At 70.2% G+C, this 18,222-nt stretch carries 20 protein-coding genes; 13 read left to right on the top strand and 7 right to left on the bottom strand.

Annotation, left to right across the window (positions count from 1 at the left end; genetic code table 11):
* The first annotated feature begins 78 nt into the window (after nucleotides 1-78).
* A complete protein-coding gene (locus B9P64_RS30360) occupies nucleotides 79-1,269 on the top strand; it encodes an ABC transporter substrate-binding protein (protein ID WP_085315417.1) in 1,191 nt (396 codons plus the stop codon).
* Nucleotides 1,270-1,354: 85 nt separating this feature from the next.
* On the opposite strand, the gene pcaG is transcribed toward B9P64_RS30360, so the two are convergent.
* From pcaG to pobA, 3 genes are all read right to left on the bottom strand, one after another.
* A complete protein-coding gene (pcaG, locus tag B9P64_RS30365; protein ID WP_085315418.1) occupies nucleotides 1,355-1,981 on the bottom strand; it encodes a protocatechuate 3,4-dioxygenase subunit alpha in 627 nt (208 codons plus the stop codon).
* 14 nt (nucleotides 1,982-1,995) lie between these two features.
* Nucleotides 1,996-2,721: a protocatechuate 3,4-dioxygenase subunit beta gene (gene pcaH, locus B9P64_RS30370; protein WP_085315419.1), complete on the bottom strand. Its 726-nt coding sequence runs from the start codon at nucleotides 2,719-2,721 to the stop codon at nucleotides 1,996-1,998.
* 151 nt (nucleotides 2,722-2,872) lie between these two features.
* Nucleotides 2,873-4,051: a 4-hydroxybenzoate 3-monooxygenase gene (pobA, locus tag B9P64_RS30375; RefSeq protein ID WP_085315420.1), complete on the bottom strand. Its 1,179-nt coding sequence runs from the start codon at nucleotides 4,049-4,051 to the stop codon at nucleotides 2,873-2,875.
* Nucleotides 4,052-4,203: 152 nt separating this feature from the next.
* On the opposite strand from pobA, the gene B9P64_RS30380 reads away from it, so the two are divergent.
* Nucleotides 4,204-5,109: a helix-turn-helix domain-containing protein gene (locus tag B9P64_RS30380; RefSeq protein ID WP_085315421.1), complete on the top strand. Its 906-nt coding sequence runs from the start codon at nucleotides 4,204-4,206 to the stop codon at nucleotides 5,107-5,109.
* Nucleotides 5,110-5,136: 27 nt separating this feature from the next.
* On the opposite strand, the gene B9P64_RS30385 is transcribed toward B9P64_RS30380, so the two are convergent.
* Complete coding sequence (locus B9P64_RS30385; protein WP_235839909.1) at nucleotides 5,137-5,934, bottom strand: IclR family transcriptional regulator domain-containing protein; 798 nt, start codon at nucleotides 5,932-5,934, stop codon at nucleotides 5,137-5,139.
* A 253-nt stretch (nucleotides 5,935-6,187) separates the two neighbouring features.
* Between B9P64_RS30385 and B9P64_RS30390 the strand changes: the two genes are divergently transcribed.
* The 8 genes from B9P64_RS30390 (at nucleotide 6,188) to B9P64_RS30425 (ending at nucleotide 13,809) form a co-directional block, all read left to right on the top strand.
* Nucleotides 6,188-6,847, top strand: a complete 660-nt coding sequence (locus B9P64_RS30390; RefSeq protein ID WP_085315423.1) for a 3-oxoacid CoA-transferase subunit A — start codon at nucleotides 6,188-6,190, stop codon at nucleotides 6,845-6,847.
* A gap of 17 nt (nucleotides 6,848-6,864) precedes the next feature.
* Nucleotides 6,865-7,515, top strand: a complete 651-nt coding sequence (locus tag B9P64_RS30395) for a 3-oxoacid CoA-transferase subunit B (protein WP_085315424.1) — start codon at nucleotides 6,865-6,867, stop codon at nucleotides 7,513-7,515.
* Between the two features lie 11 nt (nucleotides 7,516-7,526).
* Complete coding sequence (pcaF, locus tag B9P64_RS30400; protein ID WP_085315425.1) at nucleotides 7,527-8,732, top strand: 3-oxoadipyl-CoA thiolase; 1,206 nt, start codon at nucleotides 7,527-7,529, stop codon at nucleotides 8,730-8,732.
* Between the two features lie 18 nt (nucleotides 8,733-8,750).
* Nucleotides 8,751-10,100 (top strand): 3-carboxy-cis,cis-muconate cycloisomerase, encoded by a 1,350-nt coding sequence (locus B9P64_RS30405; RefSeq protein WP_085315426.1) that lies wholly within the window; start codon nucleotides 8,751-8,753, stop codon nucleotides 10,098-10,100.
* An 18-nt stretch (nucleotides 10,101-10,118) separates the two neighbouring features.
* Nucleotides 10,119-10,895 carry a 3-oxoadipate enol-lactonase gene (pcaD, locus tag B9P64_RS30410; RefSeq protein WP_085315427.1) on the top strand — a complete coding sequence of 259 codons (777 nt, stop codon included), beginning with the start codon at nucleotides 10,119-10,121 and terminating at the stop codon, nucleotides 10,893-10,895.
* 12 nt (nucleotides 10,896-10,907) lie between these two features.
* Nucleotides 10,908-11,297: a 4-carboxymuconolactone decarboxylase gene (gene pcaC, locus B9P64_RS30415; RefSeq protein WP_085315428.1), complete on the top strand. Its 390-nt coding sequence runs from the start codon at nucleotides 10,908-10,910 to the stop codon at nucleotides 11,295-11,297.
* 31 nt (nucleotides 11,298-11,328) lie between these two features.
* Nucleotides 11,329-12,237: a LysR substrate-binding domain-containing protein gene (locus tag B9P64_RS30420; RefSeq protein ID WP_176256752.1), complete on the top strand. Its 909-nt coding sequence runs from the start codon at nucleotides 11,329-11,331 to the stop codon at nucleotides 12,235-12,237.
* Between the two features lie 216 nt (nucleotides 12,238-12,453).
* Nucleotides 12,454-13,809 (top strand): MFS transporter, encoded by a 1,356-nt coding sequence (locus B9P64_RS30425; protein ID WP_085315469.1) that lies wholly within the window; start codon nucleotides 12,454-12,456, stop codon nucleotides 13,807-13,809.
* A gap of 52 nt (nucleotides 13,810-13,861) precedes the next feature.
* Here B9P64_RS30425 and B9P64_RS30430 read toward each other — a convergent pair whose 3' ends face one another.
* Together B9P64_RS30430 and B9P64_RS30435 are read right to left on the bottom strand one after the other, a co-directional pair.
* The gene (locus B9P64_RS30430; RefSeq protein WP_085315430.1) at nucleotides 13,862-15,112 is read right to left on the bottom strand and encodes a type II toxin-antitoxin system HipA family toxin; all 1,251 of its coding nucleotides are present in this window, start codon (nucleotides 15,110-15,112) and stop codon (nucleotides 13,862-13,864) included.
* A gap of 8 nt (nucleotides 15,113-15,120) precedes the next feature.
* Nucleotides 15,121-15,387 (bottom strand): helix-turn-helix transcriptional regulator, encoded by a 267-nt coding sequence (locus B9P64_RS30435; RefSeq protein ID WP_085315431.1) that lies wholly within the window; start codon nucleotides 15,385-15,387, stop codon nucleotides 15,121-15,123.
* Between the two features lie 175 nt (nucleotides 15,388-15,562).
* On the opposite strand from B9P64_RS30435, the gene B9P64_RS30440 reads away from it, so the two are divergent.
* Complete coding sequence (locus B9P64_RS30440; RefSeq protein WP_085315432.1) at nucleotides 15,563-16,168, top strand: DJ-1/PfpI family protein; 606 nt, start codon at nucleotides 15,563-15,565, stop codon at nucleotides 16,166-16,168.
* 3 nt (nucleotides 16,169-16,171) lie between these two features.
* The gene (locus B9P64_RS30445; RefSeq protein ID WP_085315433.1) at nucleotides 16,172-16,621 is read left to right on the top strand and encodes a GNAT family N-acetyltransferase; all 450 of its coding nucleotides are present in this window, start codon (nucleotides 16,172-16,174) and stop codon (nucleotides 16,619-16,621) included.
* Here the strand turns inward: B9P64_RS30445 and B9P64_RS30450 are convergent.
* Entirely contained in the window at nucleotides 16,611-17,525 is a 915-nt protein-coding gene (locus tag B9P64_RS30450) for a LysR family transcriptional regulator (protein ID WP_085315434.1), read from the bottom strand. The two genes, B9P64_RS30445 and B9P64_RS30450, sit on opposite strands and share 11 nt — an antisense overlap.
* Before the next feature lie 128 nt (nucleotides 17,526-17,653).
* Between B9P64_RS30450 and B9P64_RS30455 the strand changes: the two genes are divergently transcribed.
* The gene (locus B9P64_RS30455; RefSeq protein ID WP_085315435.1) at nucleotides 17,654-18,214 is read left to right on the top strand and encodes an NAD(P)H-dependent oxidoreductase; all 561 of its coding nucleotides are present in this window, start codon (nucleotides 17,654-17,656) and stop codon (nucleotides 18,212-18,214) included.
* Nucleotides 18,215-18,222 lie beyond the last annotated feature (8 nt).

Below are 18,222 nucleotides of genomic sequence, written 5' to 3'. Positions count from 1 at the left end.
GCGGCAGCCTGCCGCCAACGCGGAGCGCGCGACACAGCGCGCCCGCATCGCTTTGCCATCCACCCGAAGGAGACAGACTTGAACCAGCCCAATCAACTGCGGCGGGCCGCGCTCGCGCTCGCCATTGCCTTGCCGCTCGCGGCCGGCGCCCAGACCAAGGAGCCGCTGCGCATCGGCGCGGTCAGCTCGCAATCGGGCGTGTTCGCCCAGCAGGGCCAGGAGACGCTGCGCGCGATCCAGTTCGCCGTGGACGAGGCCAATGCCAGGGGCGGCGTCGACGGCCATCCGGTCACGGTGCAGATCGCCGACGACGAGGGCACGCCCGAGGCCGGCCGGCGCGTGGCCGAGAAGCTGGCGCGCGACGGCAACCGCTTTCTGATCGGCGCGATCCCGTCGTCGATCTCGCTCGCCATCGGCCAGAACCTCGACCGCTGGGACGCGATGTACGTGAGCGTGCTGAGCAAGAGCGACAAGCTCACCGGCGACTCGTGCAAGCCGCGTCTGTTCCGCGCCAACCATTCCGACGCGATGGACCTGGCGATGATGGGCGAGTGGCTCAAGACCCAGAAGGAGCAGAACTTCGCGGTACTGGCGGCCGACTATGTCTGGGGCCGCGACTCGGCCGAGTTCTTCGGCAAGACCGTCAAGGCCCAGGGCAAGAGCGTGGGGCTGGAGCTGTTCGCGCCGGTCGGCACCAAGGACTTCTCGCCCTACATCGCGCAGCTGAAGGCGGCGAAACCGCAGGCGGTGTGGGTGGTGCTCACCGGCCGCGATGCGATTGCGTTTGCCAAGCAGGCGGCGGAATTCGGGCTCGGCAATTCGGTGCGCATCATCGGCCACGCCTACATCTTCGATTACCTCATCAAGGCCACCGGCAGCACCACCGAAGGCGTGTGGGGCAACATCGGCTACGGACCCGAGATCGACACGCCGATGAACAGGAGCTTCGTCGCCGGCTGGCAGAAGCAGTTCGGCCGCACGCCGACCGAGAACGAGGGTCAGGCCTACAACGGCATGCAGGTGATCTTTGCCGGCGTGCGCAAGGCCGACAGCGTGAAGCCGGCCGAGGTCGCGGCGGCGCTGCACGGCGCGAGCTTCGACACCATCTACGGCCCGGCCGTGATGCGCGCCGAGGACAACCAGCTGCTCATCCCCAACTACGTGGGCCGCGTCAAGCCGGTGGGCGGCGAACTCAAGCCGGCGATCGAGCAGCGCTTCGACCGCAGCATCGCGCCGCCGGCCTCGGACAAGTGCCGGCAGCAGCTCTGATCGGCATGGCCGCCGTGCAATGAAAACGGGCGGGGCAGCCTCGTCGAAGCCGCCCCGCCCGCATCGGGCCCGACCTGCCAGTCGGTCAGATGTCGAAGAACACCGTCTCGTTCTCGCCGCGCAGCACGATGTCGAAGCGGTACACGACTTCACCGTTGCGCAGCTCGCGCCTGGCGATCAGCGTCTTGCGGCGCACTTCCCATTCGATGCCGCGCAGCACCGGGTCGGCTTCATTCGCGGCGGCTTCGTCCTCGAAGTAGACGCGGGTGTGCAGGCCCATGTTGATGCCGCGCGCAAACACGATGAGCGCGATGTGCGGCGCCTGGGTCTTGCCTTCGCGGCCGGCCACGGCGCCCGGCTTGATGGTCTCGAAGAAGTACTCGCCGGTGTCGAAGTCGCAGCCGGTGCGGCCCCAGCCACGGAAGGTGGGGTCGATGTCCTTGGCCTGGCTGTCGCCCGGATGGTTGTACTTGCCGGCCGCATTGGCCTGCCAGATTTCGAGCAGGGCGTCGCGCACCGGCGTGCCCGAGCCGTCGATCACGCGGCCCTCAAGGCGGATGCGCTCGCCCTTGGTCGCGGGCTTGGTCAGCACATTGCCGAACTGGTTGGCAAAGATCTCGAAGCCGGCCTGATGCGGCGCGAGGCCGATGTGGACGTAGGGGCCGCCGGTCTGCGAGGCGGTCTCGGTGAAATGCACGATCTGCTGGGTCATGGCGCTATCTCCTCTCAGACGATCTTGTTTTCGAAGAAGCTGCCGCGACGGCCGCGCAGCGTGATGTCGAAGCGATAGGCGCGGCTGTCGGCTTCGATGAAGTTGCCGCGATCCTGCAACGCGATCAGGCCGCGCCGCTGTTCCTCGGTGGGGATGGTCTTGAGGATCGGGCAGTCGGGGATGAGCGTGTCGCCCTCGAAATACATCTGCGTGATCAGGCGCTGCACCCAGCCGTCGCCTTGCAGCGAGTAGTGGATGTGGGCCGGGCGCCATTCGTTAACGCGGTTGCGCCAGGGATAGGGGCCCGGCTTGATCGTGCGGTAGACGTAATGGCCGTTCTCGTCGGTCAGCATGCGGCCGCAGCCGCCAAAGTTGGGGTCGAGCGAGCCGAGGTACTGGTCCTTCTTGTGGCGGTAGCGGCCGCTGGCATTGGCCTGCCACACCTCGACCAGCGCATTGGGCACCGGGCGGCCGAACTCGTCGCGCACGAAGCCGTGCACCACGATGCGCTCGCCGATCGGCAGGCCGTCCTTGGCGAAGTTGCGGATCAGGTCGTTGTCGAGCGGGCCGAATTCCTCGGGCCGGAAGCTCGGGCCGGTGATCTCGGTCAGCGACTGGGCGTTGGAAATGAGCGCGTTGTCGGGCGAGCGCAGGATGCTCGTCTTGTAGATCGGCGTGCGTGCCGGCGCATGGGCGTCGGTGTCGCGCTGGGCAAATTCGGAATAGCGCTGGATGGCCATCTTGTCTCCTGAGGAAGGCTCGCGTGTCGCCGTCGGTGGGCGTGGACGCAAATTTAAGGAGCGCCGCGAGCGCCGTAAATTGAAGCCTCGCGCGAGCTTGCATAACCGTTCGTGTATGAAAAGGGGCAGTGCCGACGCCCCTTTGCGGTCTTCAGCTGGCCATCGGCAGGCCGACGTAGTTCTCGGCCAGCGAGGTGCGCGCCGCCGTCGAGCCGACCAGATAGTCGAGTTCGGCGCGCTGGATCGCGCGGTCGAAGTCGGTCTGCTCCGGAAAGCGGTGCAGCAGCGAGGTCATCCACCAGCTGAAGCGCTCGGCCTTCCAGATGCGCGAGAGCGCCCGCTGCGAATAGCCGTCGATGCCCTCGCTGCTGCGCTCGACAAAGAACTGCGCGATGCCGCGCGCCAGGTAGAGCACGTCGGACGCGGCCAGGTTGAGGCCCTTGGCGCCGGTGGGCGGCACGATGTGCGCCGCGTCGCCGGCCAGGAACAGATTGCCGAAGCGCATCGGCTCGGTCACGAAGCTGCGCAGCGGCGCGATGCTCTTCTCGATCGACGGGCCGGTGATGGTGGCGGCCGCAGCGGCTTCGGGCAGGCGGCGGCGGTACTCGTCCCAGAAGCGCTGGTCGCTCCAGTCCTCGACCTTGTCGTCGAGCGAGCACTGGATGTAGCAGCGCACCCGCGTCTTGCTGCGCATGCTGCTCAGCGCAAAGCCGCGCTCGCTGTTGGCGTAGATGAGTTCCTCGGTCACCGGCGGCACGTCGGCCAGGATGCCGAGCCAGCCGAAGGGGTAGACACGCTCGAAGGTCTGGATGCGGTCGGCGACGGTCTTGCGGCTGACGCCATGAAAGCCGTCGCAGCCGGCGACGAAGGCGGCGGCAATCTCATGCGTCTGGCCATCCTTCACGAATCGAACCTTGGGGCTGGCGCTGTCGATGTCGTGCAGACTGACCTGGTCGGCTTCGTACACGGTGGTCGCGCCGATGGATTCCCGCGCCGCCATCAGGTCGCGCGTCACCTCGGTCTGGCCGTAGACGACCACATGCTTGCCGATCAGCTCCTCGAAGTTGATGCGATGGCTCGCGCCGCCGAAGGCCAGCTCGATGCCGTGGTGAATCAGGCCCTCGGCATGCAGCCGCTCGGCGCAGCCGGCCTGCTCCAGCGCCTCGACACAGACGCTTTCCAGCACGCCGGCGCGGATGCGGCCCAGGATGTAGTCGGGGTCGCGCTGCTCGACGATGATGTTGTCGATGCCGGCCTTGGCGAGCAGCTGGCCGAGCAGCAGGCCCGAGGGGCCGGCGCCGACGATGGCGACCTGGGTGGTGTGGTTCATGTCGCGTCTCCATGAATGGATGTGTTGGAACGCGCAGGCTAGGCAGCCGCGCCCGTCGGGCCAATGGACGGGCCGAACCATGAATTGAGCAAATCGAACATCGAGGGTTTTCACCGAAGTGGCGCGCGGCCATCGCGTGCTGCACTCGGGCGATGAACGCCATCCCGATTTACGCGCTGTACAAGAGTGCCGACGACGAGCGCCTGACCGAGCCCTTCCACTGCGAATCCATCGCTTCGCGCAGCCGGCTGCACGACTGGGAGATCAAGCCGCATCGGCACGATCACTTCCTGCAACTGCTCTATCTGCGGCGCGGTTCGGCCGAGGCCACGCTCGACGGCGAGCCGGTGGCGCTGCCAGCCAGCTCGGCGCTGTTCGTGCCGGCCCGCGTGGTGCATGGCTTCGTGTTCTCGCGCGATGTGGATGGCGTGATCGTCACGCTCGACGAGCGCTATGTGCAGAGTCTGCTGGCTGCGCTGCCCGAGGTGGCGGCGCGCTACGAACGGCCGCGCCGGCTGCTGCTGCGCGGCAGCCAGCCCGATGCGCGCAACCTGCGCACCGCGCTCGAAGGGCTGGTCGCCGAGATGGACGGCAACGGCGGCTGGCGCGCGGCGGCCATCGCGGCGCTGCTGCCGCTGGCGCTGCTGTGGGGCGCGCGACTCGGCGGCGATGTGCCGGCGGCGCTGGCCGGCGACGGCAGCGGCGACCCGGCCGAGCGCCATTACCGCCGCTTCGTCGATGCGCTCGACCGGCGCTACCGCGAGCGGCTCGGCGTGAGCGAGTACGCGGCGGAACTCGGCATCACGCCGACCCACCTCAACCGCATCTGCAAGCAGAAGGCCGGGCGGCCGGCGCTCGACTGCATCCGCGCGCGCACGCTGGTCGAGGCCCAGCGCGATCTCATCTACACGACGCTCGGCATCAAGCACATCGCGCTGACGCTGGGGTTTGCCGATGCGGGTTACTTCACGCGGTTTTTTGTCGCGGCCTGCGGGCAGACGCCGGGGGCGTTCCGGCGCGCGGCGCGGGCGCGGCTGCGCGGGGCGGCGGCGGCTTGAGGCCCGACGCGCCGACGCTGCCGGCCGTCAGACCAGCATCCGCCCGAACTCATCCGCCGCCTCGCGCAGCAGCGGCAGCAGCCGGGTTTCCAGCTCGGCCACCGAGCGCCGCGAGGTGAGGGTGCCGATGTTGAGCGCCGCCGCCACCTGGCCGCGCCGGTCGCGCACCGGCACCGCGATCGAGCGCAGGCCCACTTCCAGCTCCTGATCGTTGACCGCATAGCCCTGGGCGCCGACCAGCGCGATCTCCTCGCGCAGCTTGTCGGCGGTGGCGAGCGTGCGCGAGGTGCGACGCACGAACTCGCCTTCGGCCAGATAGGCGTCGAGTCGCTCGGGCGGCAGCGCGGCCAGCAGCACCCGGCCCATCGAGGTGCAGTAGGCCGGCAGCCGGCTGCCGAGACCCAGGTCGATCGACATGATCCGGTCGCCGCCCTTGGAGCGCGCCACATAGGCGATCTCGCGGCCTTCGAGCGTGGCGACCGAGCAGGATTCGCCGGTGCGCGCGGCCAGCTTGTCGAGCACGCCCGGTGCCAGCGCCACCAGCGGCGACGAACTGAGATAGGCATGGCCCAGCGCCAGCACCTTGGGCGTGAGCTTGAAATGCTTGCCGTCCTCGCAGCCGGCAAAGCCGAGCACTGCAAGCGTGTGCAGACAGCGCCGCACCGCCGCGCGCGACAGCCCGGTGCGATGGCTGAGCTGGGCGCAGGTGAGGGCGCGCTGCTGGTCGTCGAAGGCCATCAGCACCGCCAGACCGCGCGCCAGCGAGGTCATGAAGTCGGGGTCGCCGGCATGGGCGCCGGCATCGGCCGCGCGACGGTCGAGCAAGGTGGCGGGCTGGGCTGGGATCACGGGCGGAAGCGGGAGTTCGTCTGGCTGCATGGAAGCGCGGGGATCGATGACAGGCGCACAGCTTAAGCCCGGATGGTTCGATTAACGGAATAAGCGTTCGATTATCGAACTTCCAGGCTTGCTGGCGCTGCATTGCGCTGCCCAGTCTTCCTAGACTCCGTCGCACCGCTCACCGCACCGCACGTTCGCTGATCGAACCACCGGACGGGCGGATCAAGGAGACAGATCGATGATCGACAAGACCCTGGCCTCGCCCGAAGCGGCGCTGGCCGATGTATTCGACGGCGCCACCGTGATGATCGGCGGCTTCGGCACCGCCGGCCAGCCGGCCGAGCTGATCGACGCCCTCATCGCGCAGGGCGCCAAGGACCTGACCGTCGTCAACAACAACGCCGGCAATGGCGACTTCGGCCTGGCCGCGCTGCTCAAGGCGCGCCGCGTGCGCAAGATCGTCTGCTCGTTCCCGCGCCAGTCCGACAGCCAGGTGTTCGACGCGCTCTACCGCGCCGGCGACATCGAGCTTGAGCTGGTGCCGCAGGGAAACCTGGCGGTACGCATCCAGGCGGCGGGCGCCGGGCTTGGCGGCGTGTTCACGCCGACCGGCTTCGGCACGCTGCTGGCCGAGGGCAAGGAAACCCGCGAGATCGACGGCCGCAACTACGTGCTGGAGTACCCGATCAAGGCCGACTTCGCGCTCATCAAGGCGCTCAAGGGCGACCGCTGGGGCAACCTGGTCTATCGCAAGGCGGCGCGCAACTTCGGTCCGATCATGGCCCAGGCCGCCAAGGTGACGGTGGCGCAAGTGGCCGAGGTGGTCGGGCTCGGCGAGCTCGATCCGGAAAACATCGTGACGCCGGGCATCTTCGTCCAGCGCGTCGTGCGCGTCTGAACCAGCGGGAGACATCGATGGCGAACTACACCCGACTCAACCGCGACCAGATGGCGCAGCGCGTGGCGCGCGACATCCACGAAGGCGCCTACGTCAACCTCGGCATCGGCCTGCCGACGCGCGTGGCCAACTATCTGCCGGCCGACCGCGAGATCTTTCTGCACAGCGAGAACGGCATCCTCGGCATGGGCCCGGCGCCGGCCAAGGGCGAGGAAGACCCCGAGCTCATCAACGCAGGCAAGGAGCCGGTGACGCTGCTGACCGGCGGCTGCTTTTTCCATCACGGCGACTCGTTCGCGATGATGCGCGGCGGCCATCTCGACATCTGCGTGCTCGGCGCCTTCCAGGTGTCGGCCAAGGGCGACCTCGCCAACTGGCACACCGGCGCGCCCGACGCCATCCCCGCCGTCGGCGGCGCGATGGACCTGGCGATCGGCGCAAAACAGGTATTCGTGATGATGGAATTGCTCACCAAGGGCGGCGAAAGCAAGTTCGTCCAGGCGTGCAGCTATCCGGTCACCGGCATCGATTGCGTGAACCGGCTCTACACCGATCTGGCCGTGTTCGACATCACGAAGGACGGCCCGGTCGTCATCGAGATCGTCGACGGCCTCGGCTTCGACGAATTGCAAACGCTGGTCGGCCTGCCGCTGCGCGCCGCCGCCTGAAGGAGAGACGAATGGAACAGGCCTACATCTGCGACGCGATCCGCACCCCCTTCGGCCGCTACGGCGGCAGCCTTGCCACGGTGCGCGCCGACGACCTCGGCGCGGTGCCGATCAAGGCGCTGATCGAGCGCAACCCGGGCGTGGACTGGGCGGCGGTGGACGACGTGATCTACGGCTGCGCCAATCAGGCCGGCGAGGACAACCGCAATGTCGGCCGCATGGCGCTGCTGCTCGCCGGCCTGCCGGCGGAAGTGCCGGGCAATACCGTCAACCGCCTGTGCGGATCGAGCCTCGACGCCATCGGCATTGCCGGTCGCTCGATCAAGAGCGGCGAAGTCGGCCTGCTGATCGCCGGCGGCGTGGAAAGCATGAGCCGCGCGCCCTTCGTGATGGGCAAGGCCGACTCGGCCTATTCGCGCAGCGCAAAGATCGAGGACACGACCATCGGCTGGCGCTTCGTCAATCCGCTGATGAAGGCCAAGTACGGCGTCGATTCGATGCCCGAAACCGCCGAGAACGTGGCGACCGATTTCAAGGTGAACCGCGAGGATCAGGACGCCTTCGCGCTGCGCAGCCAGAAGCGCGCCGCCGCCGCGCAGGCCGCCGGCCGGCTGGCCGAGGAGATCGTGCCGGTGTCGATCCCGCAGAAGAAGGGCGATGCGCTGATCGTGACCGCCGACGAGCATCTGCGGCCGGAAACCACGCTCGCCGCGCTGGCCAAGCTCAAGGGCGTCGTGCGCCCGGACGGCACGGTCACCGCCGGCAACGCCTCGGGCGTGAACGACGGCGCCGCCGCGCTGCTGATCGCCAACGAGAGCAGCGCCGCACGCTTCGGCCTCAAGCCGCGTGCCCGCATCGTGGCCAGCGCCACCGCCGGCGTGCCGCCGCGCATCATGGGTTTCGGCCCGGCGCCGGCCATCACCAAGGTGCTGGCCAAGGCCGGGCTCACGCTCGACCAGATCGACGTGATCGAGCTGAACGAGGCCTTCGCATCGCAAGGTCTGGCCGTGACGCGCGCGCACCACCTGGCCGACGACGACGCCCGCGTGAACCCGAACGGCGGCGCCATCGCGCTCGGCCATCCGCTCGGCGCGAGCGGCGCCCGGCTGGTGATCGCGGCGCTGCATCAGCTCGAACGCAGCGGCGGCCGCTATGCGCTGTGCACCATGTGCATTGGCGTCGGCCAGGGCATTGCCGTCATCATCGAACGCGTCTGATCGACCCGAGCCGCCGCCATGAGCCTGCTGTACGACCCGCTGTTCACCACCGACCGCTTCGCCGAACTGTTCAGCGACCGCACGACCTTCCAGCGCATGCTCGATGTGGAGGCGGCGCTGGCGCGCGCCGAGGCGGCGGTGGGCGTCATCCCGGCCGGCGCGGCGGCGGCCATCGCGGCGCATTGCGATGCCGCGTGGTTCGACCTCGACGCGATCGGCCGCGCGGCCGGGCTGGCCGGCAATGTGGCCATCCCGCTGGTCAAGGCGCTCACCGCCAAGGTCAAGGCCGCCGATGCCGAGGCCGCGCGCTTCGTGCACTGGGGCGCGACCAGCCAGGACGTGATCGACACCGGCCTGGTGCTGCAACTGCGCGCGGCGCTCGACCTGCTCGACGCCGATCTGCTGCGCCTGCTCGATGCCACCGCGCAGCTGGCGCGCGCCCATCGCGCCACGCCGATGATGGGCCGCACCTGGCTGCAACAGGCGCTGCCGACCACCTTCGGGCTGAAGGTCGCGGGCTGGCACGACGCGCTGTTGCGCCATCGCGAACGGCTGGCCGAGCTGCGGCCGCGCGTGCTGGTGGCGCAGTTCGGCGGCGCAGCCGGCACGCTGGCCTCGCTGGGCGAGCAGGGCGCGCTGGTGGCCGACCGGCTCGCGAGCGAGCTGGGCCTGGGCGTGGCGGCGCTGCCCTGGCATGGCCAGCGCGACCGCGTGGTCGAGGTGGCCGGCTTCGCTGCGCTGCTGACCGGCACGCTCGGCAAGCTGGCGCGCGACTGGTCGCTACTGATGCAGACCGAAATCGGCGAGGTGTTCGAGCCGGCTGCGGAAGGCAAGGGCGGGTCATCGACCATGCCGCACAAGCGCAATCCGGTCGGTGCGGCGGTGGTGCTGCATGCGGCTAATCGCGCGCCGGCGCTGGTGGCTGGGCTGTATGCGGCGATGGTGCAGGAGCATGAACGCGGCCTGGGCGGCTGGCATGCCGAATGGCAGCCGCTGGCCGAGCTGCTGCAACTTGCCGGCGGCGCGCTGTCGCGCTGCTGCGAGACCGTGGCCGGCCTCGAAGTGGACACCGCCCGCATGCGCGCCAACATCGACATCACGCGCGGCCTGGTCATGGCCGAGGCGGTGATGATGGCGCTCGGCGCTCAGCTCGGCCGGCTCGCGGCGCATGAGCGCGTCGAGCACGCCTGCAAGCAGGCGGTCGCCGAGGGCCGCCATCTGCGCGAGGTGCTCGGCGCCGACGATTTCATCGCCGCCCGTCTCACGCCAGAACAGCTCGATGCGCTGTTCGACCCCTGCGGCTATCTCGGCTCGGCCGACGCCTTCGTGGCGCGCGCGCTGGCCCAGGACGGCAAGCGCGATCTCTGACTTTCAACGGACAACGACATGCCCTTCATCGATCACGCGGGCCTGCGCCTGCACTACCGGCTCGACGGCCCGGCCGGTGCGCCGGTCGTCGTGTTCTCCAACTCGCTCGGCACCACGCTCGACATGTGGGATGCGCAGGCGGCGGCGCTCGCCGGCCAGTGGCGCGTGCTGCGCTACGACACGCGCGGCCACGGCCAGTCGGCGACCGCCGGCGGCACGTCGCTCGCCGATCTGGGTGGCGATGTCGTCGCGCTGCTCGACGCGCTCGGCATCGCACGCGCGAGCTTCGTCGGCATCTCGATGGGCGGCATCACCGGGCAATGGCTCGGCGTGAATGCCCGCCAGCGCCTGGACAAGCTGGTGGTCTGCAACACCGCCGCCAAGATCGGCGAGGCCAGCGGCTGGGCCGCGCGCGCCGCACTGGTGCGCGAGCAGGGCATGGCGCCGGTCGCGGCCAGCGCCACCGGCCGCTGGTTTACCGAAGGCTTCGTCGCGAGCGGCGACGCGGTGATCGCCAAGACCATCGCCCAGCTCGCCGGCACCGATGCCGAGGGTTACGCGCAATGCTGCGAAGCCCTGGCCCTCGCCGATCTGCGCGAGCACCTCGACCACATCGCCGTGCCCACGCTGGTGATTGCCGGCAGCGCCGATCCGGTCACGACCGTGGCCGATGCCGAGTTCATCGCTGCCCGCGTGCCCGGTGCGCAACTGGTGGCGCTGCCGGCCTCGCACCTGTCGGCCATCGAGGCCGCCGACGACTTCAACCGCGCGCTCGACGCCTTCCTGCGCGCCTGACCGGAGACCACGATGGACGAACGCGACCGCTACGACCAGGGTATGACCACGCGCCGCGGCGTGCTCGGCGATGCCCATGTCGACCGCACGCTCACCAGGCGCAACGGCTTCAACGAGGAGTTCCAGGACTTCATCACCCGCTACGCCTGGGGCGAGATCTGGTCGCGGCCGGGGCTGCCGAAGCACACGCGCAGCCTCGTGACCATCGCGATGCTGGTCGCGCTCAACCGCGAGGACGAGCTGAAGATGCATCTGCGCGCCTGCTTCAACAACGGCGTCACGCGCGACGAGCTGAAGGAGCTGCTGATGCACACCGCGCTCTATGCCGGCCTGCCGGCCGCCAACGGCGCCATCCATCTGGCCGAGGCGGTGTTTGCGGAGATCGACGCCGCCGGTCGATGATCGCCGCCTCGGCAATCCCCGGCTGCATTTCATGGCGCGTCACGATCCCATCCTCGGCCGGCTGCGGCTCAGGCAGCTGCAATGCTTTCTGACGGTGGTGCGGCACGGCCATCTCGGCAATGCCGCCGAGGCGCTGGCGATCAGCCAGCCGGCCGTCACCAAGACCCTCAACGAGCTTGAGGAAACCCTCGGCGTCAAGCTGCTCGACAGGGGCCGCCACGGCGCCAAATTGACGCCCGAGGGCGCGATCTTCCTGCGCCATGCCGAGGCCAGCACCGGCGCGCTCCAGCTCGCCATCGATGCGCTCGGCCGCGCCGACGAGGATGCGCCGCTGCTGCTCGGCGCGCTGCCGACGCTCGCCTCCACCTTCGTCGCGCGTCTGCTCGCCGGCCTGCGCGCCGAGCGGCCGCATGCCACGGTGCGCGTCATCACCGATGCCAACGACGCGCTGCTCGACCGGCTGCGCCGGCGCGAACTCGATGTGGTGATCGGCCGGCTCGCCGATCCGGCGCGCATGTTCGGCCTGATCTTCGAGCCGCTGTTCGCCGAGAACATGCTGCTGGTCGCCGCGCCCGGCCATCCGGTGCTGACCACGCTCGCGGCCGATCCGGCCTCGCTTGGCGAGCATCCGCTGGTGCTGGCGCCGCCCGACACGCTGCTGCGCCATTCGGCCGACAGCTTCTTTGCGCGGCTCGGCGTCACGCCGGCCGGCGGACTGGTCGAGACGCTGGCCGATTCGCTCGCGCTGGCGCTGGTGCGCGATGCCGGCCATCTGTGGTTCACCGCCAGCAGTGCCGCGCGCCGCGCCATCGAGCTGGGCGAGGCGGTGGCGCTGCCGTTCGCCATCCCGAGCAAGGAGCCGGTCGGGCTGCTGCTGCGCACCGAGGGCCCGACCTCGCCGGCGGTGCAGGCGCTGGTCGGCGTGGCGCGCGCCGGCTGAGGCGGGCGGCGCAGCCCTGCCGGGCGCGCCGGTCGAGGCGCGGGACGCTCGTCCGCAGATCGCACACAGCGTCCGGTCACCGCACGGGGACAACCCTCGATGTTCGATCGTTGAAGTTTCCTGTTCGACTTGTGCATGGTCGCCACCCATCCGGCTGCCAAGACTGCGGCGACGCGCACATCGCATGCGCACCGTGACAACCACCGAGACAGCGCCATGACCATTTCCGCCCGGGTCGATGTCCAGGACTTCCTGGATCGCCATCCGTTTTCCCCGTTCCAGTGGGGCGTGTTCGCGCTCTGCTTCCTCGTCGTGCTGCTCGACGGCTTCGACACCGCCGCCATCGGCTACATCGCGCCCTCGCTCATCAAGGAATGGGGCGTGACCAAGCCGGCGCTGGCGCCGGTGCTCAGCGCCGCGCTGTTCGGGCTGGCGGCCGGCGCGCTGTCGGCCGGGCCGCTGGCCGACCGCTTCGGCCGGCGCGCGGTGCTGATCGGCTCGGTCGCGCTGTTCGGCATTGCCTGCGCGGCGTCGTCGCAGGCAGGCGACCTCGGCGCGCTGACCGCGTTCCGCTTCGTCACGGGTCTTGGCCTGGGCGCCGCCATGCCCAACGCGGTCACGCTGATGAGCGAGTTCTGCCCCGGCCAGCGCCGCTCGACGCTGACCAACGCCATGTTCTGCGGCTTCCCGCTTGGCGCGGCTTTCGGCGGTTTTCTGGCGGCCTGGATGATCCCGATCTGGGGCTGGCGCAGCGTGCTGGTGCTCGGCGGCATCGCACCGCTGCTGCTGGTGGCGGCGATGCTGCTGATGCTGCCGGAGTCGGTGCGCTACCTGGTCGCCAAGGGCCGGCCGGTCGAGCGCATTCGCGCGGTGCTGGCCCGCGTGTCGGCCGAGGCCGCGAATGCTGCCAGCTTCGTGCTGAGCGAGAAGGCGCCCGCCACCGACGCCAGGAGCGGCGCCGGCGTGGTGCTGTCGCCGGCCTATCGGGTCGGCTCGGCGATGCTGTGGCTGGCCTATTTCATGGGGCTGGTCATCTTCTATGCGCTCATCAACTGGATGCCGATCCTGTTCAAGGACGCCGGCCTTGCGCCCAAGGACGCCACGCTGATCGCGGCGCTGTTCCCGCTCGGCGGCGTGGGCGCGGTGGCCTTTGGCTGGCTGATGGACCGCTTCAATCCCAACCGCATCATTGCCATCGGCTTTGGCCTGACGGCGGTGGCGATCTGGGGCATCGGCCAGTCGGTCGGCAGCGTCGCCACGCTGGTGGTGGTGGTGTTCGTGGCCGGCACGCTGATGAACACCGCGCAATCGTCGCTGCCGGCGCTGGCGGCGGCCTTCTACCCGACGCAGGGCCGCGCGACCGGCGTGGCCTGGATGCTCGGCATCGGGCGCTTCGGCGGCATTGCCGGGTCGTTCCTCGTGGCCGAGGCGCAGCGGCAGCAGCTCGGCTTTGGGCCCACGTTCACGCTGCTGGCGATTCCGGGCGTGATCGCGATGGCGGCGCTGCTGGTCAAGCAGGCGGCGCGGCCGGATCAGGGGCTGGGCGTGCCGGCGGGGGTGACGGGGCATTGAGCTGCGGCGCGGCGGGCCGGACCCTGTCGGCCCGCCGCAAGCCACGACAGATTCAGGCGGCCAGCCGCGCCGCCAGCTTGCGCGCAGTCCCGCTCGCAAAGGCTTGCAGGCGCTCGGCGAGCACCCGCTCGGTGGGCGACAACTGCGGCGCAATCTGCGCCACCGCCTGAGCCATTGCCGCCGGCACCCGCTGCGCCATCGCCGCCGCGAGCCTGACGACGAATGCCGGTTTCATGCCCAGCTCGCGCGCCATCGCTTCCAGCTCGGGCCGGCCGATCTCGCCGGGCAGCAGCCTGCCGCCGACCGCAAACGCGAACTCCTTCGACAGCCCCGGATAGAGCTGCGTGCACATCAGGTCGTAGAACGGCGTGAGCGTGGTTCGGCGGTCGGCGGCGATGTAGAGCGACAGGTTCTTGGCGTGGCTGTCGTTGTTGCCCACGCACAGGTTGAACACGATCCACTCGACCAGCCGCCGCAGATCGACGGCCGGTTGCGAGCTGTACCGGCGAATGAGGTCGGCGCAGGCAACGATTCCCGGGCCGCCTTCCTTCTCGTACTTGCGGTCCGAGACCGTGCCGCTGAGCTGGCAGAAGTCGTACTGGCGCAGCCGGCCCAGGCGGCCGTCGGCCAGCGCAATCCGGTCGAAGCGGCGCACGACGCAGGCATGGGTCGCCGGCTCGAAGAACACCTCCGCGGTCGGCAGCCCGCAATGCGCGGCGGCGCGCATCACCAGGGTTTCGTTGGCAGCCGAGGCCCACACCTTGTCGAGCCGGCGGATGTCGGGCTTGAGGATGTGCGTGGACGGCGAGGTGCCGAGCGGCAGGCGCGGCAGGCCGTCGTCGAACAGCGCGATGCCGGTCTTGTCCTGCGCGCCAGCCAGCGAAATGCGCGCGTTGTCGCCCATCAGGTCGAGCGCGGCGGCCGGGCCACTGCGCAGGCGCTCGGCAAGCGCGGCCCAGCTCGTGGCCTCGTAGCTCGGCGGCTGGGGCGTCTGGCCGCCGGGCAGCAGGACAAAGCCACCGGCGGTATCGCCCGCCACTTCAAGCAGCAGCGAGAACAGCGTCGAGGCGTGGCGCTGGTCGGCGAGATAGGCGCGCAGCTCGCCCTCGGGCAGCAGGTTCTCGAAGCAGGCCTGCACCGCCGCCGACGCCTGCGGCCCCACCATGAGCGGAATGGCGGCGAGCGGCCACGGCGCGGGCCGGGCAAGCCAGCCGGGCGCGTACTCGAAGACCAGCGGCGCGGCATCGGCGAGGCTGCCGACAAGGTCGTCGCCGCAATACACGTCGAGCCGGTCGGGACGCATGGCGCGGCTCACGGCAGGCGCGGCGTGCGCGGCCGCAGCACCAGCTCAAGCCCGAGCAGGTCCATCACGTCGAGCACCTTTTGCAGCTGGACCGTGGGCTTGCCGTTCTCCAGCTCGACAAGAAAGCGGTTGCCGATCCCGCCCAGCCCGGCGATGTCGGCCTGGGTGAGCGCGAGCCGCTTGCGCTGGCTGCGGACGGCGTCGCCCACTTCGGCGGCGGAGCGCACGACCAGCTCGGTTGCGGCATTCCCGAGCGGTAAGTTTTCGCTGCTCATGAGGCTGATCCTCGCCATTGATTACCGAGCGGTAATTATGCGACCCAGATATCCCGCAAAGCGCCAAAAACTTCCCGCTCGGTAATGCCGCATGGCCCGGTCATGCTGTCCGCCATGCGCAAGCCGGCGGAATTGCGCTATTGAAGCCGGCCCGCCTCGCCACTCAAAGCGCCCCATGACCACCACCGTTGCGATCTACCTCTTCCCCGAAGTCGAAGTGCTCGACTTCGCCGGCCCCTACGAGGTCTTCACCACCGCCACCCGGGTCGCGCGCAAGCTCGATCCGGCCGCGCCCGAGCCCTTCACCGTCTACACCGTGGCGCGCGAGCCCAGGCCGGTGCAGGCCCGCGCCGGCCTGTTCGTGATGCCCGACGCCACCTTCGACAGCCATCCGCCGGCCGAGCTGCTGATCGTGCCGGGCGGCGTGGTCACGACCGAACTGCAACGCCCCGAGGTCATCGACTGGCTGCGCCGCATCGCTGCCGGCGCCGCCATCACCGCCTCGGTCTGCACCGGCGCCTTTCTGCTCGCGCGCGCCGGGCTGCTGGCCGGCCGCGCCTGCACCACGCACTGGGAAGACATCGCCGACCTGCGCGCCATGTTCCCCGGCCTCGACGTGCGCGAAGGCCGGCGCTGGATCGACGAGGGCAGCATCGTCAGCTCGGCCGGCATCTCCGCCGGCATCGACATGAGCCTGCATCTGGTCGAGCGGCTCGCCGGCCGCGACCTGGCGCTGGCCACCGCGCGCCAGATGGACATCGACTGGCACGAGGACGCCTGACGCATGCAGATCGCGTCTGCCACGCTCGCCGATCTCGACTGCGTCGCCGCGCTGTTCGACGCCTACCGCCAGTTCTACGAGCAGCCCGCCGACGTGGCGCTCGCGCGCAGCTTCATCGAGGCGCGCATGCGGCGCGGCGAATCGCTCGTGCTGCTGGCGCGCGCCGACGACGGTGCGGCGCTCGGCTTCGTCCAGCTCTATCCCGGCTTCTGCTCGATCGAGGCGGCGCCGATCCGCGTGCTCTACGACTTGTTCGTGCAGCCGGCTGCGCGCCGCGCCGGCGTGGGCCGCGCGCTGCTGCTGGCCGCCGAGGCGCAGGCGCGCGCCGACGGCATCGCGCGGCTCGACCTGACCACGGCGCGCAGCAATCTCAAGGCGCAGGCGCTGTACGAGTCGCTCGGCTGGGTGCAGGACCGGGTCTATCTGGCCTACAACCGGCACATCAGGGGCTGAGCGGCGCCGGGTCGGCGAGCAGCTCGCGCAATAGCGTCGCCACATGCTGCACGGCGGCATCGCCGTCGCGCCGCGCATGCCAGGCCAGTGCCAGCGCAAAGCCGTCCACCGGCAGCGGCGGCGCAAAGCTCGCGAAGCGGTCGGCCTCGCTCGCGCCCAGGCAGCGCGACGGCAGCAGCCCGATCAGGTCGCTGCGTTCCAGCAGCGCCAGCGCGGCCAGAAAACTCGGCACCACCGCACCCACGCGCCGCGTGCGGCCGCTGGCCAGCAGCGCATCGTCGAGCGCGCCGCGCGTGTCGCCGTGGCTCGACACCAGCACATGCGGATGCGCGAGCCAGGCGTCGAGCCCGAAGTCGCGCGCCGCCGGATGGTCGCGCCGCATCGCCACCACATAGCGCTCGTGCAGCAGCTCCAGCCGGCGCAGCCGGCCGCTGGCGGGTGGCAGCACCGACAGCGCCAGATCGAGCCCGCCGTCGTCGAGCTGGCGCAGCAGATCGCCGCCGCCCTGCCACGGCAGGCAGACGATGCACAGCCCCGGCGCCGTGACTTGCAGCCGCGCCAGCAGCGCCGGCAGCAGGCGCGCGACCAGCGCATCGGCCAGCCCGATGCGCACCGTGGCCGCAAGGGCTTGCAGGCTCGGCGGCGCCGGATCGAGCAGCTGCTGCACGGCGGCCAGCGCCTCCTTCACCGGCGCGCGCAATGCCTGCGCGCGTGGCGTGAGCGTCATGCGCGCGCCGTTGCGCACCAGCAGCAGGTCGTCGAACAGCGCCCGGCAGCGTTCGAGCGCGGCGCTGGTGGCGGGCTGGGACAGCGCCAGCCGGTCGGCCGCGCGCGTGACATGGGCTTCGTCGAGCAGCGCGTCGAGCACCACCAGCAAATTGAGGTCGATCGAGCGGAGATTCATGCGCTCGATGATTTCATATCCATGCAATCCATTGGACCGATGACGTGGCCACCGCGAGCATGGGCTGCGCCTTCGGGATGCACGCATTTCGCGCCGCGTCCGCCGGGGGCCTTCGCCAGGAAACCGCCATGTCCAGCACGCTCGTCCTCGTCTTCCATCCGCGCCTTGCCGACTCGCGCGCCAACCGGGCGTTGATGAACGCCGCCGCCGGCATCGACGGCGCGAGCGTGGTCGACATGGCGGCCGACTGTCCCGACGGCCGGATCGATGCCGACCGCGCGGTCGCGCGGCTGCTCGCGGCCGACCGCGTCGTGCTCCAGTTTCCGTTGCAGTGGTACAGCGCGCCGGCCTTGCTGCGCGCCTGGCAGGACGAGGTGCTGACGCGGATGTTCTATGTGCGCGCCGAGGAGGGCGCGCGGCTCGCGGGCCGGGCGCTGCGGCTGGCGGTCACGGCCGGCAACGTGCCCGAGGCGTATTGCGCCGACGGCGTGAACGGCTTCGCGCTCGACCAGTTGCTGCTGCCGTTCGCGGCCACCGCGCGCCGCTGCGGGCTGGCCTATGCCGAGCCCTTCGTGCTGTACGGCGCCGGCCGGCTCGACGATGCCGAGCTGGCGGCGGCCGGCATGCGTTATCGCCGGACGCTTGAGGCGTGGATTGCCGCCACCCCGGCCAGCCGCGAACTTGCATGAGGCACCGC

Origin of the sequence: Derxia lacustris (genome assembly GCF_002105195.1) — a bacterium.
GTDB lineage: Bacteria > Pseudomonadota > Gammaproteobacteria > Burkholderiales > Burkholderiaceae_E > Derxia > Derxia lacustris.
The sequence above is the reverse complement of the archived record's forward strand: the minus strand, read 5'-3'. Positions and strand labels throughout refer to the sequence as shown.